Origin of the sequence: Pseudonocardia kunmingensis (assembly GCF_006716445.1) — a bacterium.
In the GTDB taxonomy this organism is placed as follows: domain Bacteria; phylum Actinomycetota; class Actinomycetes; order Mycobacteriales; family Pseudonocardiaceae; genus Pseudonocardia; species Pseudonocardia kunmingensis.
This window is the reverse complement of record NZ_VFPA01000001.1, coordinates 3209830-3226369: the sequence shown is the minus strand read 5'-3', so window position 1 is coordinate 3226369 and position 16540 is coordinate 3209830. Positions and strand designations below refer to the sequence as shown.

The 16540-nt window shown below is 74.4% G+C and carries 18 protein-coding genes; 8 read left to right on the top strand and 10 right to left on the bottom strand.

Going from position 1 to position 16540, the window contains the following annotated elements:
- Positions 1–35 precede the first annotated feature (35 nt).
- The 5 genes from FB558_RS15430 (at position 36) to FB558_RS15415 (ending at position 3191) form a co-directional block, all read left to right on the top strand.
- Positions 36–629, top strand: coding sequence for a DinB family protein (locus tag FB558_RS15430; RefSeq protein ID WP_142053280.1), 594 nt, complete (start codon positions 36–38; stop codon positions 627–629).
- 169 nt (positions 630–798) lie between these two features.
- A complete protein-coding gene (locus FB558_RS15425; RefSeq protein ID WP_142053278.1) occupies positions 799–2268 on the top strand; it encodes an O-antigen ligase family protein in 1470 nt (489 codons plus the stop codon).
- On the top strand, positions 2261–2461 hold the full coding sequence (locus FB558_RS43255; protein ID WP_170231309.1) for a hypothetical protein: 201 nt from the start codon (positions 2261–2263) through the stop codon (positions 2459–2461). The genes FB558_RS15425 and FB558_RS43255 overlap by 8 nt, the downstream gene beginning before the upstream one ends.
- Before the next feature lie 43 nt (positions 2462–2504).
- Positions 2505–2792 (top strand): hypothetical protein, encoded by a 288-nt coding sequence (locus FB558_RS15420; protein ID WP_142053276.1) that lies wholly within the window; start codon positions 2505–2507, stop codon positions 2790–2792.
- 54 nt (positions 2793–2846) lie between these two features.
- A complete protein-coding gene (locus FB558_RS15415) occupies positions 2847–3191 on the top strand; it encodes a putative quinol monooxygenase (protein ID WP_142053274.1) in 345 nt (114 codons plus the stop codon).
- Between the two features lie 52 nt (positions 3192–3243).
- On the opposite strand, the gene FB558_RS15410 is transcribed toward FB558_RS15415, so the two are convergent.
- The 7 genes from FB558_RS15410 to FB558_RS15380 form a co-directional block, all read right to left on the bottom strand.
- A complete protein-coding gene (locus tag FB558_RS15410) occupies positions 3244–4062 on the bottom strand; it encodes an IclR family transcriptional regulator (RefSeq protein WP_142053272.1) in 819 nt (272 codons plus the stop codon).
- A gap of 123 nt (positions 4063–4185) precedes the next feature.
- Positions 4186–4902 (bottom strand): sulfite exporter TauE/SafE family protein, encoded by a 717-nt coding sequence (locus tag FB558_RS15405; protein ID WP_142053270.1) that lies wholly within the window; start codon positions 4900–4902, stop codon positions 4186–4188.
- Positions 4899–5906: an ABC transporter ATP-binding protein gene (locus FB558_RS15400; RefSeq protein WP_142053268.1), complete on the bottom strand. Its 1008-nt coding sequence runs from the start codon at positions 5904–5906 to the stop codon at positions 4899–4901. Before FB558_RS15400 ends, FB558_RS15405 begins: the two co-directional genes overlap by 4 nt.
- The gene (locus FB558_RS15395; protein ID WP_142053266.1) at positions 5899–6933 is read right to left on the bottom strand and encodes an ABC transporter ATP-binding protein; all 1035 of its coding nucleotides are present in this window, start codon (positions 6931–6933) and stop codon (positions 5899–5901) included. The genes FB558_RS15400 and FB558_RS15395 overlap by 8 nt, the downstream gene beginning before the upstream one ends.
- The gene (locus tag FB558_RS15390) at positions 6930–7892 is read right to left on the bottom strand and encodes an ABC transporter permease (RefSeq protein ID WP_142053264.1); all 963 of its coding nucleotides are present in this window, start codon (positions 7890–7892) and stop codon (positions 6930–6932) included. The genes FB558_RS15395 and FB558_RS15390 overlap by 4 nt, the downstream gene beginning before the upstream one ends.
- 9 nt (positions 7893–7901) lie before the next feature.
- Positions 7902–8831, bottom strand: a complete 930-nt coding sequence (locus FB558_RS15385) for an ABC transporter permease (protein ID WP_142053262.1) — start codon at positions 8829–8831, stop codon at positions 7902–7904.
- Entirely contained in the window at positions 8828–10417 is a 1590-nt protein-coding gene (locus FB558_RS15380) for an ABC transporter substrate-binding protein (protein WP_142053260.1), read from the bottom strand. The genes FB558_RS15385 and FB558_RS15380 overlap by 4 nt, the downstream gene beginning before the upstream one ends.
- A gap of 227 nt (positions 10418–10644) precedes the next feature.
- On the opposite strand from FB558_RS15380, the gene kdgD reads away from it, so the two are divergent.
- Positions 10645–11571 (top strand): 5-dehydro-4-deoxyglucarate dehydratase, encoded by a 927-nt coding sequence (kdgD, locus tag FB558_RS15375; protein ID WP_142053258.1) that lies wholly within the window; start codon positions 10645–10647, stop codon positions 11569–11571.
- Between the two features lie 16 nt (positions 11572–11587).
- Here kdgD and FB558_RS15370 read toward each other — a convergent pair whose 3' ends face one another.
- A complete protein-coding gene (locus FB558_RS15370) occupies positions 11588–12862 on the bottom strand; it encodes a glucarate dehydratase family protein (protein WP_142053256.1) in 1275 nt (424 codons plus the stop codon).
- A 312-nt stretch (positions 12863–13174) separates the two neighbouring features.
- Between FB558_RS15370 and FB558_RS15365 the strand changes: the two genes are divergently transcribed.
- Positions 13175–13561, top strand: coding sequence for a VOC family protein (locus FB558_RS15365; RefSeq protein ID WP_142053254.1), 387 nt, complete (start codon positions 13175–13177; stop codon positions 13559–13561).
- Between the two features lie 9 nt (positions 13562–13570).
- Here the strand turns inward: FB558_RS15365 and FB558_RS15360 are convergent, their stop codons facing one another.
- Positions 13571–14515 carry an EamA family transporter gene (locus FB558_RS15360; RefSeq protein ID WP_246106453.1) on the bottom strand — a complete coding sequence of 315 codons (945 nt, stop codon included), beginning with the start codon at positions 14513–14515 and terminating at the stop codon, positions 13571–13573.
- 68 nt (positions 14516–14583) lie between these two features.
- Between FB558_RS15360 and FB558_RS15355 the strand changes: the two genes are divergently transcribed.
- On the top strand, positions 14584–15468 hold the full coding sequence (locus tag FB558_RS15355) for a LysR family transcriptional regulator (protein WP_142053252.1): 885 nt from the start codon (positions 14584–14586) through the stop codon (positions 15466–15468).
- 9 nt (positions 15469–15477) lie between these two features.
- On the opposite strand, the gene FB558_RS15350 is transcribed toward FB558_RS15355, so the two are convergent.
- Entirely contained in the window at positions 15478–16419 is a 942-nt protein-coding gene (locus FB558_RS15350; RefSeq protein WP_142053250.1) for an AraC family transcriptional regulator, read from the bottom strand.
- Positions 16420–16540 lie beyond the last annotated feature (121 nt).

Genomic DNA, 16540 nt, shown 5'->3' with positions numbered 1-16540 from the left:
CGTAGCGTCCTCCCGGCGACGAACGAGGAGGACGGATGATCCACGAAGCCACGGTGTTCCGGCTGGCGGACGAGGCGGCGCAGCAGGCGTTCGGGCTGATCGGGGCCCAGGACATGGACAGCGTGCTCCCGCCCCTGTTCGACATGCCCGGCGCGGACGAGGCCGTGCCCCTTCGCGGGGTGCTCGCCCACGCCGCCTACGACGAGGCGTGGATCCCGGACATGCTCGCCGGCCGGGCCATGGACGAGGTCGGGCGCGACGCCTACGACGGCGACCTGCTCGGCGACGACCCGCACGCCGGCTACGCCCGCATCGCCGAGCGGGCCCGCGCCGCCGCGGCACGGGTGACCGACCGCGACGCCGTCGTCCACTGCGGGTACGGCGACGTCCCGATGTGGGACTACTTCTGGCAGCTCAACGTGGCGCGCAGCCTCGCGGCGCACGACGTCGCACGCCACCTCGGCGCCGAGTCGCCGCTCACCGAGGAACTGGCGCAGGCGATGTGGGAGGGCACCGCGCCGTCGGCCGACATGTGGCGGTCCTTCGGGATCTTCCGCGCGGAGGTCCGGGTCGCCGACGACGCTCCGTGGCGCGCGCGCTACCTCGGACTGACCGGCCGGCGGTACTGACGCGCCGACGCAGACCCCATCGGGATCACCCTCCCGGCGTCCGCGCCGCCCCCGTCGCTGCTCAGCGGCACCAGGCGCCCCGGAAAGCACCTGATGCGCGGACCGCCGATCCGGTGGACGTCCCCGGCGGGCGCAGCGCACCTCCCGATCGCCACGCAGAGTGGCGGCCGTGACCGGACCTGCGACCGCCGCGGAGCGCGCCTCGGTGCGCGACCGCGTCGTCGTGCTGGGCCTGGGCACGGCCGTCGCCTACGGCGCGCTCACGCGGGGCGCGTTCTACGGGGCCGGGACCGTGCTGCTGCTCCTGGGGGCCGCGGCGGCGGCGCGGGCGACCGTGCGCGGACGCCGACCCCCGCCGGGGATCACCACCGCGTGCGCGTGCCTGGGCGGGTTCGGGCTCTGGGCGCTGGTCAGCGGCCATCTCGCCGGGGACGTCGCCGCCGCGGCACCCACTGCCGTGCTGGCCGTGGCGGCCGCCGCCGTGGCGGTGTCCGCATCGGGCCTTCCGGAACGACCGCGACGCGTGCTCGTCGGCATCGTCGTCGCGGTGGCCGTCGTCGTCGCGGTCTCGGGCTGGCTGGGTGTGGCGCTGCACCTCGACCCGCTCGCGCTCCCGTCGTCCGGCATCTGGCGTGCCGCCTCCACGCTCACCTACGCCAACGCCACGGCCGCACTGCTCGTGGTGGGGCTGGTCCTCGTCGCGGCCCGGCCGCGGACCGCTCGGCCGCTGCCCGACCCGGTCACCGCGGTGCTGCTCGTCGGGCTCGTCGCCACGATGAGCCGGGCCGGCCTCCTGGCGCTGCTCGTCGCGTGCGGCGTCCACGTGGCGGTCACCCGGCGCGCCGACCTGCCGCTCCGGATCGCCGTGGTGCTGCCGGCAGCCGCGCCCGCGCTCGCCGGGCTGCTGCCGTCCCTGCCCGCCGGCGCCCCGCCGCACCCGCTCGCCGCGCTCGCCGGTGCCGCCGCCGGGCTCGGCGTCCTCGTGCTGTCGCGCCGCGGCACGGCGACCGGCATCGTCGCCGCCACCGCCGTCACGACGGCGTTCGTCGCGGTGGCGCTGCTCGCCGCGACCCCCGTCGCCGACGCCGGGCGCGCCGTCCGGGCCGACCGGATCTCCGCGAGCTCCGCCGAGCGTGCCGACCTCGCGCGCGCCACCGCGGCGGAGTTCGGCACCGCGCCGCTCACCGGGGTCGGCCCCGGACAGCTGGACCTGCACTACGTCGACCACGCCGGGGTGCCCGTGCGGGCCCGCTACACCCACGACGAGTTCCTGCAGACCGCCGCCGAGACCGGCATCGTCGGCCTCGCGGCCGTGTTGGCCGCACTGCTCGCGCTCGCCCTCGCCGCGCTGCGGGGCCGGAGCCGGGACGGCGCGGCCGCCGCCGCGCTGCTCGCCGCCTTCGCCGTGCACAGCGCCTTCGACTTCCTCTGGCACGTCCCGGTGCTGCCGCTGCTGGTGGTGCTGGTCGTCGCCGTCCTCATCCCGCAACACCCGTCCGGAAGGAGCATCCGTGAACACCCAACGCAAGATCACCCTCGAGGCCGGTCTCGTGGTCGTGCTGAGCGCGGCACTGGCGTGGTCGGGCGGCGCCGCGAGCGCGGCGCCGGACCTCGGCCGGCAGAGCCCGCCCGTGGGTGAGCAGAGCGCGCCCGCCGGAACCTCCGACGACCCGCCCGACGACAGCAGCTCCGGCGGCGAGGAGCCGGACGACTCCGGGGACTCGGGATCCGGCGACTCCGGGGACTCCGGCGACTCCGGGGACTCCGGCGACTCCGGCGGGGACTCCGGTTCCGGGGACTCCGGCGGCTCCGACGAGGCCATCGGGCTCTGACCCCGAACCCGCTCGACGCGGACCCGCCGAGGCGGGCTTCACCGTGGTCGCCCAGGACGTCGTGCTCGGCGAGGAGCTCACCGGCCTCGTCGCGGCGATCCGCAGCCGGCCGCTGCACGTGGTCGTCCTCGCGCCGACCCCCGACGCGGTCGCGGCGCGCGAGGAGGCGCGGGGCAAGCAGGCCTACGACCGGTGGACCGTCGACGCGCTCGACCACGCATTGCGCGAGGAGACACCGCGGCTGGGGCTGTGGCTGGACAGCTCGCGCCTGTCGGTCGAGGAGACCGTCGAGGAGATCCTGCGCCGCGGGGACGAGGCCCGGATCGGCTGAACGCGTGTCGCGTTCGTCCAATGCGGTCCGGTCGCCGGCCGCGAGGATGGCGGCATGTACGGCTACATCGGCAGCATGCGCGCCCGACCCGGCATGCGCGACGACGTCATCGCCCTGTTGCTCGACGGGGTCGACGGGCTGCGCGCGGCGGGCTGCCACTCCTACGTCGTGAGCGCCTGCGCCACCGACGACGACCGCATCTGGGTCACCGAGGTGTGGGAGAGCGCCACGCACCACGCCGCGTCCCTCCAGCTCCCCGCGACCCGCGCCGCGATCGCCGCGGCCATGCCGATGCTCACCGGGGAGTTCACGAGCCAGGAGTCGCAGGTGGTCGGCGGGCTGGGCCTCGGTCGGGCGGCGAGCCCCGGCGGCAGGGAGGACGCCGCCGGCGGGAGGTAGGCACCCGGGAACGCCCGCGCCCGGACGTGCTGCGGGCCCGGCGCACGCGCCCTCAGACCCATCCCCCCGCGCTGTGCAGCGGCCCCACCACGCGCCCGATCCGGTCCGCGACCTGGCGCAGCGCCTCGACGACCTCGAGCTGGCGCTGCTCGTCCAGCCGCGCGATCGGGATGGACGCGCTGATCGCGTCCGTGGGCACGTCCGCGTAGTACAGCGCGACGGCGAAGCAGCGCAGGCCGAGGCTGTTCTCCTCGTTGTCCACGGCGTAGCCGCGTTCGCGGGTGGCGGCCAGGTCGGCGTCGAGCAGGGCGCGGTCGGTGAGCGTGTGCGGCGTGAGCCGGGCGAGCTCGGCGGGGATGTGCGCGTCCCGCTCGGCGCCGTCCCGGGCCGCCAGCAGCACCTTGCCCAGCGACGTGCTGTACGCGGGCAACCGGCGGCCGACGCGGCTGTAGGGCCGCAGGTACTTGCTGGACTCCTTGGTGGCCAGGTAGACGACGTCCGTGCCGTCGAGCCGGCCGAAGTGGAAGGTCTCGTCCAGCTGCTCGCGCAGCTCGTCGAGGTGCGGCGCGATCAGCGGCAGGTACGGGTCCGAGTCCAGGTAGCTGGTGCCGGCGAGCAGTGCGCGGATCCCGATGCCGTACAGCGTGCCGGTGGTGTCCGCGCGCACCCAGCCGTACTTGGCGAGCGTGCGCAGGAGTGCGTGCAGGCTGCTGCGCGGCACGCCGAGGGCCTCGCTGAGCTCCCGCAGCCGCACCGGCCGGTTCTGCCGCGCGGCCAGGAACTCCAGGACCTCGACGGTGCGCGCCGCGGACTTGACCTCGCGCACCCCGGTCGTGGAGCCCTCGAGCGCGGATGCCGGTCGTGGCGTCATGGCTCGCCCCCTCTCTCGCGCTCAGGTTAGCCAGCGCGGGGGACGGCAGTCCGCACAGGCATGCGGCCTACCGAAGTGCTGGCCGGTCGTCTGCATATGAGGACGCCGCCGTGCGGCCCGCGGTCACACCAGCTGCTGGGCGATGAGGACGACCGCCCCGAGCGCCGACACCGCGATGGCGGTGAGCCGCAGCCTGCGCCGGTCCAACACCCGGTTGACCAGCCGGGAGAGCACGTAGCCCGCCACCACGGCCGGGGCGAGCCACGCCGTGCGGGTGAGGACGTGCGCGTCGATCGCGCCGGCCAGCGTCAGGCCCACGACCGACAGCCCGGAGCCGACCAGGAAGAACCCGCCCATGGTCCCGCGCAGCCGCGCGCCGGAGGACCGTTGCCAGACCAGGGCCATCGGCGGTCCGCCGATCGCGGTCGCGGTGCCGAACACACCGGAGGCCGCGCCGGCCACGACGAGCGCCGGCCTGCGTGGCTCGGGTGCCCAGCCGAGCGAGGTCAGCACCACCCCGAGCAGCACCACCCCGGCGAGCATGAGCGCCAGCCCCCGCTCGGGCAGGAACGCCACGAGCACGCTCCCGACCACCGTGCCCGGGACCCGCCCGGCCAGCGCCCAGCCGGTGCCGCGCAGGTCGATGCTCGCGCGCTCGCGCACCGTCACCAGGAGCGTGACGAGCGTGCCCAGCAGGACGATGACGCCCGGTACGAGCGTCGGGTCCACCAGGGCGACGACCGGGGCGGCGAGCATGCCCATCCCGAACCCGATCGAGGCCTGCAGGCAGGCGGCGAGCAGCACCGCCACCACGACGAGTGTGAACGCGGGGATGCTCACCGGGCTTCGGCCAGCGCCTCCGGTTCGGCCACGAGCGGGTGGTGGCACTCCGCGCCGTGCCCGCTCCCGTCGCGGTGAAGCGGCGGCGCCTCCACGGCGCAGACGTCCGTCGCCTTCCAGCAGCGCGACCGGAACCGGCAGCCCGACGGCGGTTCGAGCGGCGAGGGGATCTCCCCCTCGAGCACGACCCGGTTCGCTCGGGCCGACCGGTCCAGGGACGGCGCGGCCGACAGCAGGGCCGCCGTGTAGGGGTGCCGGGGCCGGTCGAAGACCTGCTCCGTGGTCCCGGACTCCACGATCCGCCCCAGGTACATGACCGCGACCCGGTCGGCGACGTGCCGGACCACGGACAGGTCGTGGGAGATGAAGACGTAGGAGACGCCGAGCTCGCGCTGCAGCTCGGCGAGCAGGTTGAGCACCTGGGCCTGCACGGACAGGTCCAGCGCGGACACCGGCTCGTCGCACACCACGACGTCCGGGGCCAGTGCCAGCGCACGGGCGATGCCGATCCGCTGCCGCTGACCGCCGGAGAACTCCTGCGGGTGCCGCTCGGCGTCGGAGGGGCGCAGGCCGACCAGGTGCAGCAGCTCGCGCACGCGGGCGGCGCGGTCGCGGGAGGTGGCGTACATGCCCCGGTGCGTGCGCCACGGCTCGGCGATGATCTCGCCTGCGGTCATGCGGGCGTTCAGGGAGTCGTAGGGGTCCTGGAACACCATCTGCACGCGGCGCCGGAAGTCCAGCAGCTCCTTGCCGCGCAGCGCGAACGGGTCGGTGCCGTCGAAGCGGACGGTGCCGCCGTCGGGGCGTTCCAGCATCAGCAGGGTGCGCGCGAGCGTCGACTTGCCGCAGCCGGACTCGCCGACCAGGCCGAGCGTCTCGCCGCGGCGCAGCGCGAAGCCGACGCCGTCCAGGGCGCGCAGCTGCCTGGTCCGCCGCCCGGAGCGGACGGTGAACCGCTTGGTGAGGCCCTCGACCTGCACCAGCGGCGCGGACGCGTCAGGCATTCTCGACCTCCGACGAGTGGAAGCAGGCGGCCGCCCGGTCGGCGGTGGGCGCGCCGACGGGGACGAGCGGCGGGCGCGCGGCCCGGCAGTCGTCGCGCACGAGCGGGCACCGGTCCTGGTAGACGCAGCCGGCCGGGACGGCGGCGAGCTCGGGCGGGGCGCCGCCGATCGAGCGCAGCTCCTCCCCGGGGGCGACGTGCTCGGGGACCGAGTCGAGCAGGCCCTTCGTGTACGGGTGCCGGGGTGCGGCGAACACGTCCTGGACCGGCCCGGTCTCCACCACCACACCCGCGTACATGATCGCGACCCGGTCCGCCTCCTCGGCGACGAGCGCGAGGTCGTGCGTGATGAGCACGACGGCCATGCGGTGCTCGGTGCGCAGGTCGCGCAGCAACGCCATGATCTGCGCCTGCACGGTGACGTCGAGCGCGGTCGTCGGCTCGTCGGCCAGCAGGACGCTGGGCGACAGGGCCACCGCCATCGCGATGAGCAGTCGCTGGCGCATGCCGCCGGAGAACTGGTGCGGGTAGGAGTCCACGCGGGTCTGGGGCTCCGGGATGCCGACGCGCCTCATCAGGTCGACCGCCATGGAGCGCGCCTGCTTGCGGTTCATGCCGCGGTGGATCCGGAACGGCTCCGCGAGCTGCGTCCCCACCGGGTAGACGGGGTTGAGCGCGGTCAGGGCGTCCTGGAAGACGATCGCGATCTCCGGACCCGCCATCGCCCTGCGGGTCCGCTCGTCCGCGGTGACGAGGTCGACGCGGCCGGCGTCGGCGTCGACGCGCACGGCCCCCGCGGTGACCTCGGCGACGGGGTCGAGCAGGCCGACGACCGCGCGGGCGGTCATCGACTTGCCGCACCCGGACTCGCCGAGCAGCGCCAGCGTCTCGCCGCGGCGCGCCGTGAAGCCCACGTCGTCGACGGCGCGGACCGTGCCCTCGGGGGTGCGGATGTCGACGGTCAGGCCCTCGACCTCGAGGACGACCCCGGAGCCGCGCCCGGTCGCGTTCTCGGCGACGGCGGTCATGCCACCCCTCCCTCGATCGTCGGCGTGTGCTTCGTCGCGCCGGCCGTCGTGAGCCGCCAGCGCTGCGCCGGGTCGGTCGCCAGGCGCACCCAGGCCGACAGGACGGTGGCCGACACCGTCGTCAGCACGATGGCGAGGCCGGGGAAGAACGACAGCCACCACGCCGTGCGCAGGTACGTGCGCCCCTCCGCGACCATGAGACCCCAGCTGACCTGCGGCGGCTGGATGCCGATGCCCAGGAACGACAGCGACGACTCGGCCAGCGTGACGTAGCAGAAGTCGAGCGTGGCGACCGTCAGCAGGGTCGGCAGGATGACCGGGAGGACGTGGCGGCGGATGATCTGGCTGCTCGGGGTGCCGAAGGTGCGCGCGGCGTCGACGAACCCGCGCCGCTGCAGCTCGGCCGACTCGGCGCGGGCGGTGCGCAGGAAGACCGGGATGCGCGTGATCGTCAGCACCGCGACGATCGTCGCGACGCCCGGGTCGAACACGTACAGCACGACCACGGCGAGCAGCAGCGACGGGAAGCTCATGATGACGTCGGCGACGCGCATCGCGACCGTCTCGCGGCGCCCGCGGTGGAAGCCCGCCCACATCCCGACCGCGGCCCCGATCAGCATCGCGAGCAGCACCGTCGGCAGTGCGACGGAGAACGTGGTGGCGCTGGCGACGACCAGCCGCGCCAGCACGCTGCGGCCCAGCGGGTCGGTGCCCAGCAGGCCGAGGAGGCCCAGCTGGTCGAACGACAACGGGGGCAGCCGGGACAGGCCGAGGTCCTGGCGCTGTGCGGCATCACCCAGCAGCAGCGGCCCGACGGCGGCGCACAGCGCGGCGAGGACCAGCACGACGGCCGCGACGACGGCGACCCGGTCGGCCAGCAGCAGCCGCGACAGCGTGGGCGTGCGGCGCCTCGGCGCTGCGGCGACCACCTCGGGCGGGTTCTCGGTGCTCGTGGACATGAGCGGCTCCTAGACGGTCGCGGCGTCGCGGACGCGGGCGTCGAGCAGGGCGTAGCCGACGTCGATCAGGATGTTCATCACGAAGATCGTCACGGCGGTGAGCAGGACGGCGGCCTGCAGGACGGCGAAGTCGCGCTGCAGGATCGAGTCGATCATCAACTTGCCGATGCCGGGCCACCCGAAGATCGTCTCGACGATGACGGCACCGTTGACCAGCGACACCGCCAGGTCCCCGGCCACCGTCAGCGCGGGCGCGGCGGCGTTGCGCAGGGCGTGGTGGGTGACGACTCGGCGGCTGTCGGCGCCCTTGCTGCGGGCCAGGCGGACGTAGGGGGCGGACAGCGCCGAGACCATCGCGCCGCGGACCACCTGGGTGAGCACGCCCAGCGGCCGGACCATCAGCACGACGATCGGCAGGACCCAGGACAGGACCCCGTTGTCGGTGCCGGAGGTCGGCAGGATGCCGAGCACGACGGCGAACAGCCACACGCCGGTGACCGCGAGCCAGAAGTCCGGCACGCTCGCGCCCGTCATGGACAGGAACGAGGACACGCGGTCGGCGACCGAGTTGGGGCGGTAGGCCGCCCAGCTGCCGACGACGACCGCGCCGACCACGGCGAGCAGCATCGTGACGGCCGCCAGCTGCAGCGTGTACGGGTAGGCCCGCAGCACCATCTCCGCGGCCGGCTCCTCGGTGCGCAGCGACGTGCCGAAGTCCAGCTGCGCGACTCCGGCGAGGTAGTCGAGCAGCTGCTGCCACACCGGCAGGTCGAGCCCGTTGGCCTGTGCGAACGCTTCGCGCTGGGCGGGCGTGGCGGCCTCGGGCAGGTAGAGCGAGGTGGGGTCGCCCGTCAGCCGGGCGAGCAGGAACACACCCAGGAGCACGACCAGCAGCGGCAGCGCGCTGCTGAGCGCCCGCTTGCGCAGGAACGTCGTCACGGCCGGCCTCCGGGGATCGGCGCCATCTCCGCCAGCCGCATCTCGTCGCCGGTGGCGGAGTTCGGCTCGTAGTCCAGCCGCGGCGAGCGGGCGAGGATGCCGCGCATGTGTGCGATGTAGGCGTACTGGTGGATGGACTCGGGCTCCTGCGCGAACAGCTGCCCGAGCGCCTCCTGGCGGGCGTCCCCGGCCTGCGCCTCGGCCCGGTCGATCAGCGCGTCGAACTCGGGCGTGCCCCAGCTGCTCTGGTAGCCCTCGCTGCGCAGGTACTGGTCGACGCTGTTGGAGGCGTCGCCCGACTGGTTGCCGTGCTGGATCATCAGCAGGTACGGGCCCGCGCCCTCGGGGAAGGGCCGCTGCTGGTAGCTGTTCTGCTCGGCGGTGTCCATCATCTCGATGCCGGTCGTGAGCCCGGCCTCCCCGAGCTGGTAGGCGATGGCCTGCACGACCTGCTCGATGCGCGGGAACATCCCGGTGCGCGCGATGAACCGGAGCGGGGTGTCGACGGGCACGCCGTCGGCGCGGGCCTCGTCGACGAGCCGGCGCGCCTGGTCGACGTCGAACGGCAGCGGGTCGAGCGCGGGGTTGAAGCCGACGACGCCGTCGGGCACGAGCTGCGCGGCGGGCTGGGCGTCGCCGTTGAACAGCGCCCGGATGATCCCGTTGCGGTCGATGCACAGCGAGATCGCCCGCCGGATGCGCATGTCGTCCAGCGGGGGCTGGTCGGCCTGGATGCGCAGCGCCGTGGTCTCGTTGTTCGGGAACGAGACGCCCAGCTCGTCGGCGCCGTCCTCGGGACCGAGGCCGGTGGCGAGATCGGCCTCGCCGTTGACGACCATGGCCGCGCGCACCGTGGGGTCGTCGCGCCACTGGTAGTCGGCGCGGGCGAACGCGGGCGCCTCGCCCCAGTAGGTGGGGTTGCGCTCCAGCACCAGCCGCGTGCCCGCGTCCCAGGTGCCGACGGTGTAGGGCCCGGTGCCGACCGGTTCGCGGACCTTCTCCGTCGGGCTGGTCGAGGGCGCCACCATCTCCACGAAGGACAGCTTCAGCGGCAGGATCGGGTCCGGTTCCGGCGTGCTGACCTGCAGCGTCAGCGGGCCGGGCGTGGCGAGCTGCAGGTCCGTGTCGCCGAAGACGTAGCCCTCGACGTCGCAGCCGATCGTGCCGTTCACGGCCCGGTCCACGGCGAACGCGGCGGCGGCCGCGTCGAACGGCGTGCCGTCGGAGAAGGTCACCCCGGGTCGCAGCTCGAAGGTCCAGGTGGTGGGCGCGGTCTGCGCCCATGAGGTGGCGAGAAGGGGCTCGAGGTCACCCGTCTCCGGGTCGCGCTCGGCCAGCGGCTCGGTGATGTTGGAGCGCACCACGACGCCGGTCGAGGTCAGCGAGGCGTCGCACGGTTCCAGGGTGGGCGGCTCGTCGGTGATCACGAGCCGGACGGTGTCCGGCGCGGCGCTCGCGGCCGCGCCGCCGCAGGCGGCAGTGGCGAGAGCAAGCAGCGCGGCCAGGGCCACGACGGCGAGCGGGCGCCGACGCGTGGACCGGGTTCTCGGGCGGGAGGGCACCGCTCTCCCTTCGGCAGAAGTCATCGTTGGTCCTCCGCGTACGGGGGCGGGGCATCCCAGAGCGTTCACGTATGCAGACAGCGTTTCGATCCGTGGATAACCTAGGAGCGAGCACGGGAGGCGTCAACCCGTTCCGCGTCCTCATATGAAGACGACGTTCACCATTCTGGCTGACCGCTGCTAGCCTGACATCGTCCCCGGCGGGCCCGTGGCCGCGGACGCCGACGTCCACCGACCAGGAGACGCCCGTCATGACCAGCGCGAAGTCCCGTTTCTCCCCCGCAGATCTCCGCGCGGCGCTCGGCGCCGGGCTGCTGTCGTTCCCCGTCACGCACGCGACGGCCGACCTGCAGTTCGACGAGGCCGCCTACCGCGAGCACGTCGCGTGGCAGAGCGGGTTCGGGGCCTCCGGCCTGTTCGCCGCCGGTGGCACGGGCGAGTTCTTCAGCCTCACCACCGACGAGGTCGCCCGCGTCGTCTCGGCCGCGCGCGCCGCCGCCCCCGCCGAGCTGCCGATCGTCGCCCCCGCGGGCTACGGCACCGCCACCGCCGTCGCCATGGCCCGCAGCGCCGAGGAGCGGGGCGCCGACGGGGTGTTCCTGCTGCCGCCGTACCTGACCGAGGTCGACCAGGAGGGTCTCCACCGGCACGTCGCCGCCGTGTGCCGGGCCACCTCGCTGGGCGTGGTCGTCTACCACCGGGCCAATGCCCGGTTCACCGCAGCCACCGTCGACCGGCTCGTCGCCGACCACGCGAACCTCATCGGGTTCAAGGACGGCGTCTGCGACATCGACCTGCTCACCCGGCTGCACGCCACGCACGGCGAGCGGCTCGTGTACGTCGGGGGCCTGCCCACCGCCGAGACCTACGCGCTCCCCTACCTGGAACTGGGCGTCACGACCTACTCCTCGGCGATCCACAACTTCGCCCCCGCGTGGGCGGCGCAGTTCTACCGGTCGGTGCGGGAGCGCGACCGGGCCGACGTCCACGCCCGCCTGGCCGAGTTCGTGCTGCCCTACCTGGAGATCCGCAACCGGCGCGCGGGCTACGCGGTCTCGATCGTCAAAGCCGGGCTCACCGCGGTCGGCCGTCCCGCGGGCCCCGTCCGCCCGCCGTTGACCGACCTGACCGAGGCCGAGCAGGCCGACCTGGCCGACCTCGTCAAGAAGGTGGCGTGAGCAGGGGGCCGGCACCTCACCAGCGCGGCTTCACCAGCTCGTAGCCCGGGTCGATGCGTTTCATGTAGCCGGTGTCGTCGCGGCGGCGGATGCCGCTGCGCAGGTACTGCTCGTGCAGCGCGCCCAGCTTGTCCCGGTCCAGCTCGACGCCGAGCCCGGGCGTCGTCGGAACGGCGACCGCCCCCTCGGCGAACGTCAGCACCCCGGGCCGCACGACGTCCTCCTCCGGGTCCTTCCACGGCCAGTGCGTGTCGCAGGCGTAGGTGAGGTCGGGCGTGGCCGCGGCCAGGTGCGTCATCGCCGCCAGGCTGACGCCGAGGTGGCTGTTGGAGTGCATCGACAGGCTCATCCCGAAGGTCTCGCAGATGCCGGCGAGCAGCCTCGAGCGGTGCAGCCCGCCCCAGAAGTGGTGGTCGGAGAGCACCACCCGCACCGCGTCCTGCCGGATCCCCGGTTCCAGATCGGCGAAGCCGACGACGCACATGTTGGTGGCCAACGGCATCGGCACCGCGCGGGCCACCTCCGCCATGCCCGCGATGCCGCTGGTCGGGTCCTCCAGGTACTCGAGGATCCCGTCCAGCCTCCGCCCGACCCGGATGGACGTCCGAGGAGTCCAGGCCCCGTTCGGGTCCAGCCGCAGCGGATGGCCGGGGAACGCCTCGGCCAGCGCCTCGACCGCGGCGATCTCGGCGTCCGGCTCGAACACCCCGCCCTTGAGCTTGATCGCCGAGAAGCCGAAGTCGGCGATCATCCGCTTCGCCTGGGTGACGATCCCGTCCGGGTCCAGGGCGGCACCCCAGGCGTCCGGCTCGGCGCCGGGGTGGCCCGCCCACTTGTAGAACAGGTATGCCGAGTACTCGACCCGGTCCCGCACCGCGCCGCCCAGCAGGCTGCTGACCGGGAGCCCGGTCGCCTTCCCCTGGATGTCCAGGCACGCGACCTCGAAGGGCGAGAGGACGGTGTCGGCGGTGCTGGAGCTGGTGACCATGCCGGCCATCCCGTGCCCGCCGCTGCCCGTGTCGCCCTCGAGCGAGGTCCGGACCCGGCGGGCGAGGCCGTTGAGGTCCCACACGTCCGCGCCGGCCACCAGCTCGGCGGCTCGGCGGAGCCGGTCGAGGTGCAGGCTGTCGCCGTAGGTCTCACCGAGGCCGGTCAGGCCCTCGTCGGTGCGGACCTCGACGATCGCGCGGATCGCGAACGGCTCGTGCACGCCGACGGAGTTGAGCAGGGGGAGGTCCCGGAAGGCCACCGGGGTGACCTCGACGGCGGAGATGCGCTGGCTCGCGGGCACTGGACCCTCCAATGTCTACACATGTGAACCGCTGTTGCTTATGCAGACGACCTTAGCCCGTCACGTACGTCCGGGCCGGTGCCGAGCGGGGTCTGGCCGCGCCCGAGCGGAGCGTCTACCCTCCTCATCGCGCCCCCATGGGCCTACCGGGAAGGAGTGGCCGTACCGGCCGGCACCGACGTCACGCGTCGGGTCGAGCACCTCCCGCACGGGCCCGCGGCGCGCATCTCCCCCGGTTCTCGCGGCACGAGGCGTGCTCACCGGTCCGGGAAGGCCCTCCTGCTCGGTGCACGCCACGACCGAGAGGACACCATGCCCGTCACGTTCAACCACACCATCGTCGCCGCGCGGGACCGCGCGGAGTCCGCCCGCTTCTTCCGCGAGATCTTCGAGGCCGCGGAGGCGCCCTCGTGGGGCCCGTTCACGAACGTGCTGCTCGACGGCGGGGTGTTGATCCAGTTCGCCGACCTCCCGGTCGACGCGTTCCCCGAGATCCAGAACCAGCACTACGCGTTCCTCGTCGACGACGAGCTCTTCGACCGCGCCTACCGGCGACTGCGCGAGCGCGGCGTCGAGCACTGGGCCGACCCGCAGATGTCCCGTCCCGGGCAGACCAACACCGAGCACGGCGGCCGCGGCGTCTACTTCCGGGATCCCGCGGGCCACTTCCTCGAGATGATCACCCGCCCCTACCTGTGACGGGTCCGGTCACGCGGCGTCGACGCCGCCAGGGCCGTGGTCTCCCGGCGCCTGGCGTGGAACGCGCGCGTCCCGCCGTGCCGTCCGCGCGCGCCGCGAGGTGAGGAGCACCGCCATGGCATTGGCCGTGACGACGAGCGCGATGCCGAGCCAGTCGAGCACGGCGAGCGCCTGGCCGAGCACGATCGCGCCGACGGTCGCCGCGTACACCGGGCTGCCGCTCATGAAGATCCCGAAGAGGTGGGCGGGGACGCGACGCAGGGCCAGCAGGTCGGCCAGGAACGGCACGACCGACGCCAGCACGCCCGCGGTGGCGGCGTAGGCGAGCGCGGCGGCGGTGGGCGGGTGCGCGAGGAGGACCGCGATGCCGACCGGCACGTACACCAGCCCGGACACCACACCCGCGGCGGCCGAGCCGCTCACCCCGGGCGTCCGCCTGCCGACCGTGCGGTTGAGCAGGATGTAGCAGGCCCAGCACAGGGCGGCGAGCAGCGCCAGCCCGATGCCGAGCGCGTCGGTGGCCGGCTGCGGCCGGGTGAGCACCACGACGCCGGCCGCGGCCAGCGCCGCGCAGCCGAGCGTGGCGCGGTGCCGGGCGCCGGCCAGCGCGACGGCCAGGGGGCCGAGGAACTCGAGGGTGACGGCCAGGCCGAGCCCGATGCGGTCGATCGCGCTGTAGAGCGACACGTTCATGACGGCGAACACCGCGGCCAGCCCGAGCACCGGCCACCACTGCTCCCGGGTGAACGACCGCAGCCGCGGCCGCCCGACCGCCAGCAGCACCACCGCTGCCACCCACTGGCGCACCGCCACCACGCCGACCGGCCCGATCGCGTCGAACGCGAGCGCCCCGGCCGCCGCCCCCGACTGGCTCGCCAGACCGCTGCCCACCATGAGCGCCACCCCCGACGCGCGGAGGCGCTCGGGGGCTGGGGTCGAGGTGCCGGTGTCCACACCGCCAGGATGAGCCGCCGCAAAGCATTCGCAAAATGCAATGCGCGATCCAGCGATACGCTGGACGTATGGATGTCGAGCTGCGGCACCTGCGCTGCCTGGTGGCGATCGCCGACGCCGGCGGGTTCACCGGTGCGGCCGCGGAGCTCGGCCGCACCCAGCCGTCGGTCTCCCGCACGCTCGCGGCGCTGGAGGAGGCGCTCGGGGCGCGACTGCTGCGGCGCACCAGCCGGGAGGTCCTGCTCACCGCCGCGGGAGAGCGGGCCGTGAGCCGGGCGAGGCGGGTCCTCGCCGAGGTCGAGGACCTGGCGAGGGAGGTGCGCGGCGGCGCGGGCCGGCTGCGCCTCGGCCACGCGTGGGCGGCCGTGGGGAAGCACACGCTCGCCCTGCAGCGGCGGTGGGCCGCGCAGCACCCGGACGTGACGCTGCAGCTCGTCCGCACCAACTCGCCGACCGGCGGCCTGGCCGAGGGCGCCTGCGACGTCGCCGTCGTGCGCTCCGCGTCCGCCGTGCTCGACCCCGAGCGCATCGACCCCCGCCGGTTCGCCGGCGCCGTCGTCGGCCTGGAGCCGCGCTACGCCGCGCTCGCCGCGGACGACCCGCTCGCCCGCCGCAGCCGGCTTCGGCCCGCCGACCTGGCGAGCCGGGTCCTCGCGGTCGACCCGCGCACCGGCACCGGCACCGTCGAGCTCTGGCCGCCGGACGCCCGCCCCGAGGTGGAGGAGACCCGCGACGTCGACGACTGGCTCGCCGTCATCGCCACCGGGCGCTGCATCGGGGTCACCGCGGAGAGCACCCTCACCCAGTACCGGCGCCAGGGCGTCGTGTTCCGCCGCCTGCACGGCGCACCCCCCGTCCCGGTGCGGGTGGTGTGGTGGCGCGACGACCGGCACCCGGCCACGGACGACGTGGTCGCGCTGCTCGCGGAGCTCTACGGCGGGTACGGGCGTTGAGGACGGCGGTCAGGCGATCCCCTGCCGGTCCCGGTAGTGCTGCGGGCTCACCTCGTGCAGCCGCTTGAAGGCGGTGCTGAACGCGAACGGCGTCGAGTAGCCGACCCTGCGCGCCACCGCCGAGACGGTCATCCCCGGCTCGGTGAGCAGGTCGGCCGCCACGGTGAGCCGCCAGGTGGTCAGGAACGTCATCGGGGGCTCGCCGACGAGCTCGGTGAAGCGCCGCGCGAACGCGGCCCGCGACAGCCCGCTTCTCGCCGCCAGCGACGCGACGGTCCACGGGGCGGCGGGGTCGCCCTGCATGAGGCCGAGCGCGCGGCCGACGACCGGGTCGGCGTGGGCGCGGTACCAGTTGGCCCCGTCACCGGCCTGTTCGGCGAACCACCACCGCAGCACCGCGACGAGGACGAGGTCGAGCAGGCGGTCGAGGACGGCCTCCTGGCCCGGCTCGTCGAGCGCCATCTGCACGCCGAGGTAGTCGACCAGCGCCCCCGGGACGTGCTCGCGCGGGGCGACGACCAGCTCGGGCAGGTTGCGCAGCAGCCGGTGGCCCACGCTCGTCTGCGACTCGTAGGTGCCGTCCAGCAGCAGCGTGTCGCCGTCGGCGGCGTTCCCCCAGGTCCGGACGCCGACCTCGCTCATGGGTGGCGTGTCGCGGCCGGCGAGGTCGATGCACACCTGCCCGGGCCTGATCAGCACCTGCGGCACGCTGTCGACCTCGTCGGCCACCCGGTAGTGCCGCGGCCCCCGGACGACGGCGACGTCGCCGGCGTTCAGCAGTACCGGATCCGCACCATCGGGGCAGATGTGGGCGTGCCCCCGCACGGGGGCGACGACGCTGATCGGCGCCTCGTCCTCGATCCGCATCGCCCACGGCGACCGCAGGGAGCACCGCAGCACGAACGCCCCGTGCGCGCTGAGCCCGCTCAGGAGCTGGGACATCGCGTCCATGGTGCGAACCCTAGGACGGGCGGCAGTCGCCGCGCGCGTGTCGGAGCGGTGCTCTTGACAAGGAGCAGCAGTCTCAGACAGGCTCACGGCGTCGTGAGCACCGCTCTCCCCGGAAGGGCTC

Excerpts from the sequence above, each read along its gene's own strand:
- FB558_RS15390 (WP_142053264.1), bottom strand. The coding sequence starts at position 7,892 with ATGTCCACGAGCACCGAGAACCCGCCCGAGGTGGTCGCCGCAGCGCCG.
- FB558_RS15395 (WP_142053266.1), bottom strand. The coding sequence starts at position 6,933 with ATGACCGCCGTCGCCGAGAACGCGACCGGGCGCGGCTCCGGGGTCGTC.
- FB558_RS15380 (WP_142053260.1), bottom strand. The coding sequence starts at position 10,417 with ATGACTTCTGCCGAAGGGAGAGCGGTGCCCTCCCGCCCGAGAACCCGG.
- FB558_RS15350 (WP_142053250.1), bottom strand. The coding sequence starts at position 16,419 with ATGGACGCGATGTCCCAGCTCCTGAGCGGGCTCAGCGCGCACGGGGCG.
- kdgD (WP_142053258.1), top strand. The coding sequence starts at position 10,645 with ATGACCAGCGCGAAGTCCCGTTTCTCCCCCGCAGATCTCCGCGCGGCG.
- FB558_RS15430 (WP_142053280.1), top strand. The coding sequence starts at position 36 with ATGATCCACGAAGCCACGGTGTTCCGGCTGGCGGACGAGGCGGCGCAG.
- FB558_RS15400 (WP_142053268.1), bottom strand. The coding sequence starts at position 5,906 with ATGCCTGACGCGTCCGCGCCGCTGGTGCAGGTCGAGGGCCTCACCAAG.
- FB558_RS15355 (WP_142053252.1), top strand. The coding sequence starts at position 14,584 with ATGGATGTCGAGCTGCGGCACCTGCGCTGCCTGGTGGCGATCGCCGAC.
- FB558_RS15415 (WP_142053274.1), top strand. The coding sequence starts at position 2,847 with ATGTACGGCTACATCGGCAGCATGCGCGCCCGACCCGGCATGCGCGAC.
- FB558_RS15410 (WP_142053272.1), bottom strand. The coding sequence starts at position 4,062 with ATGACGCCACGACCGGCATCCGCGCTCGAGGGCTCCACGACCGGGGTG.
- FB558_RS15365 (WP_142053254.1), top strand. The coding sequence starts at position 13,175 with ATGCCCGTCACGTTCAACCACACCATCGTCGCCGCGCGGGACCGCGCG.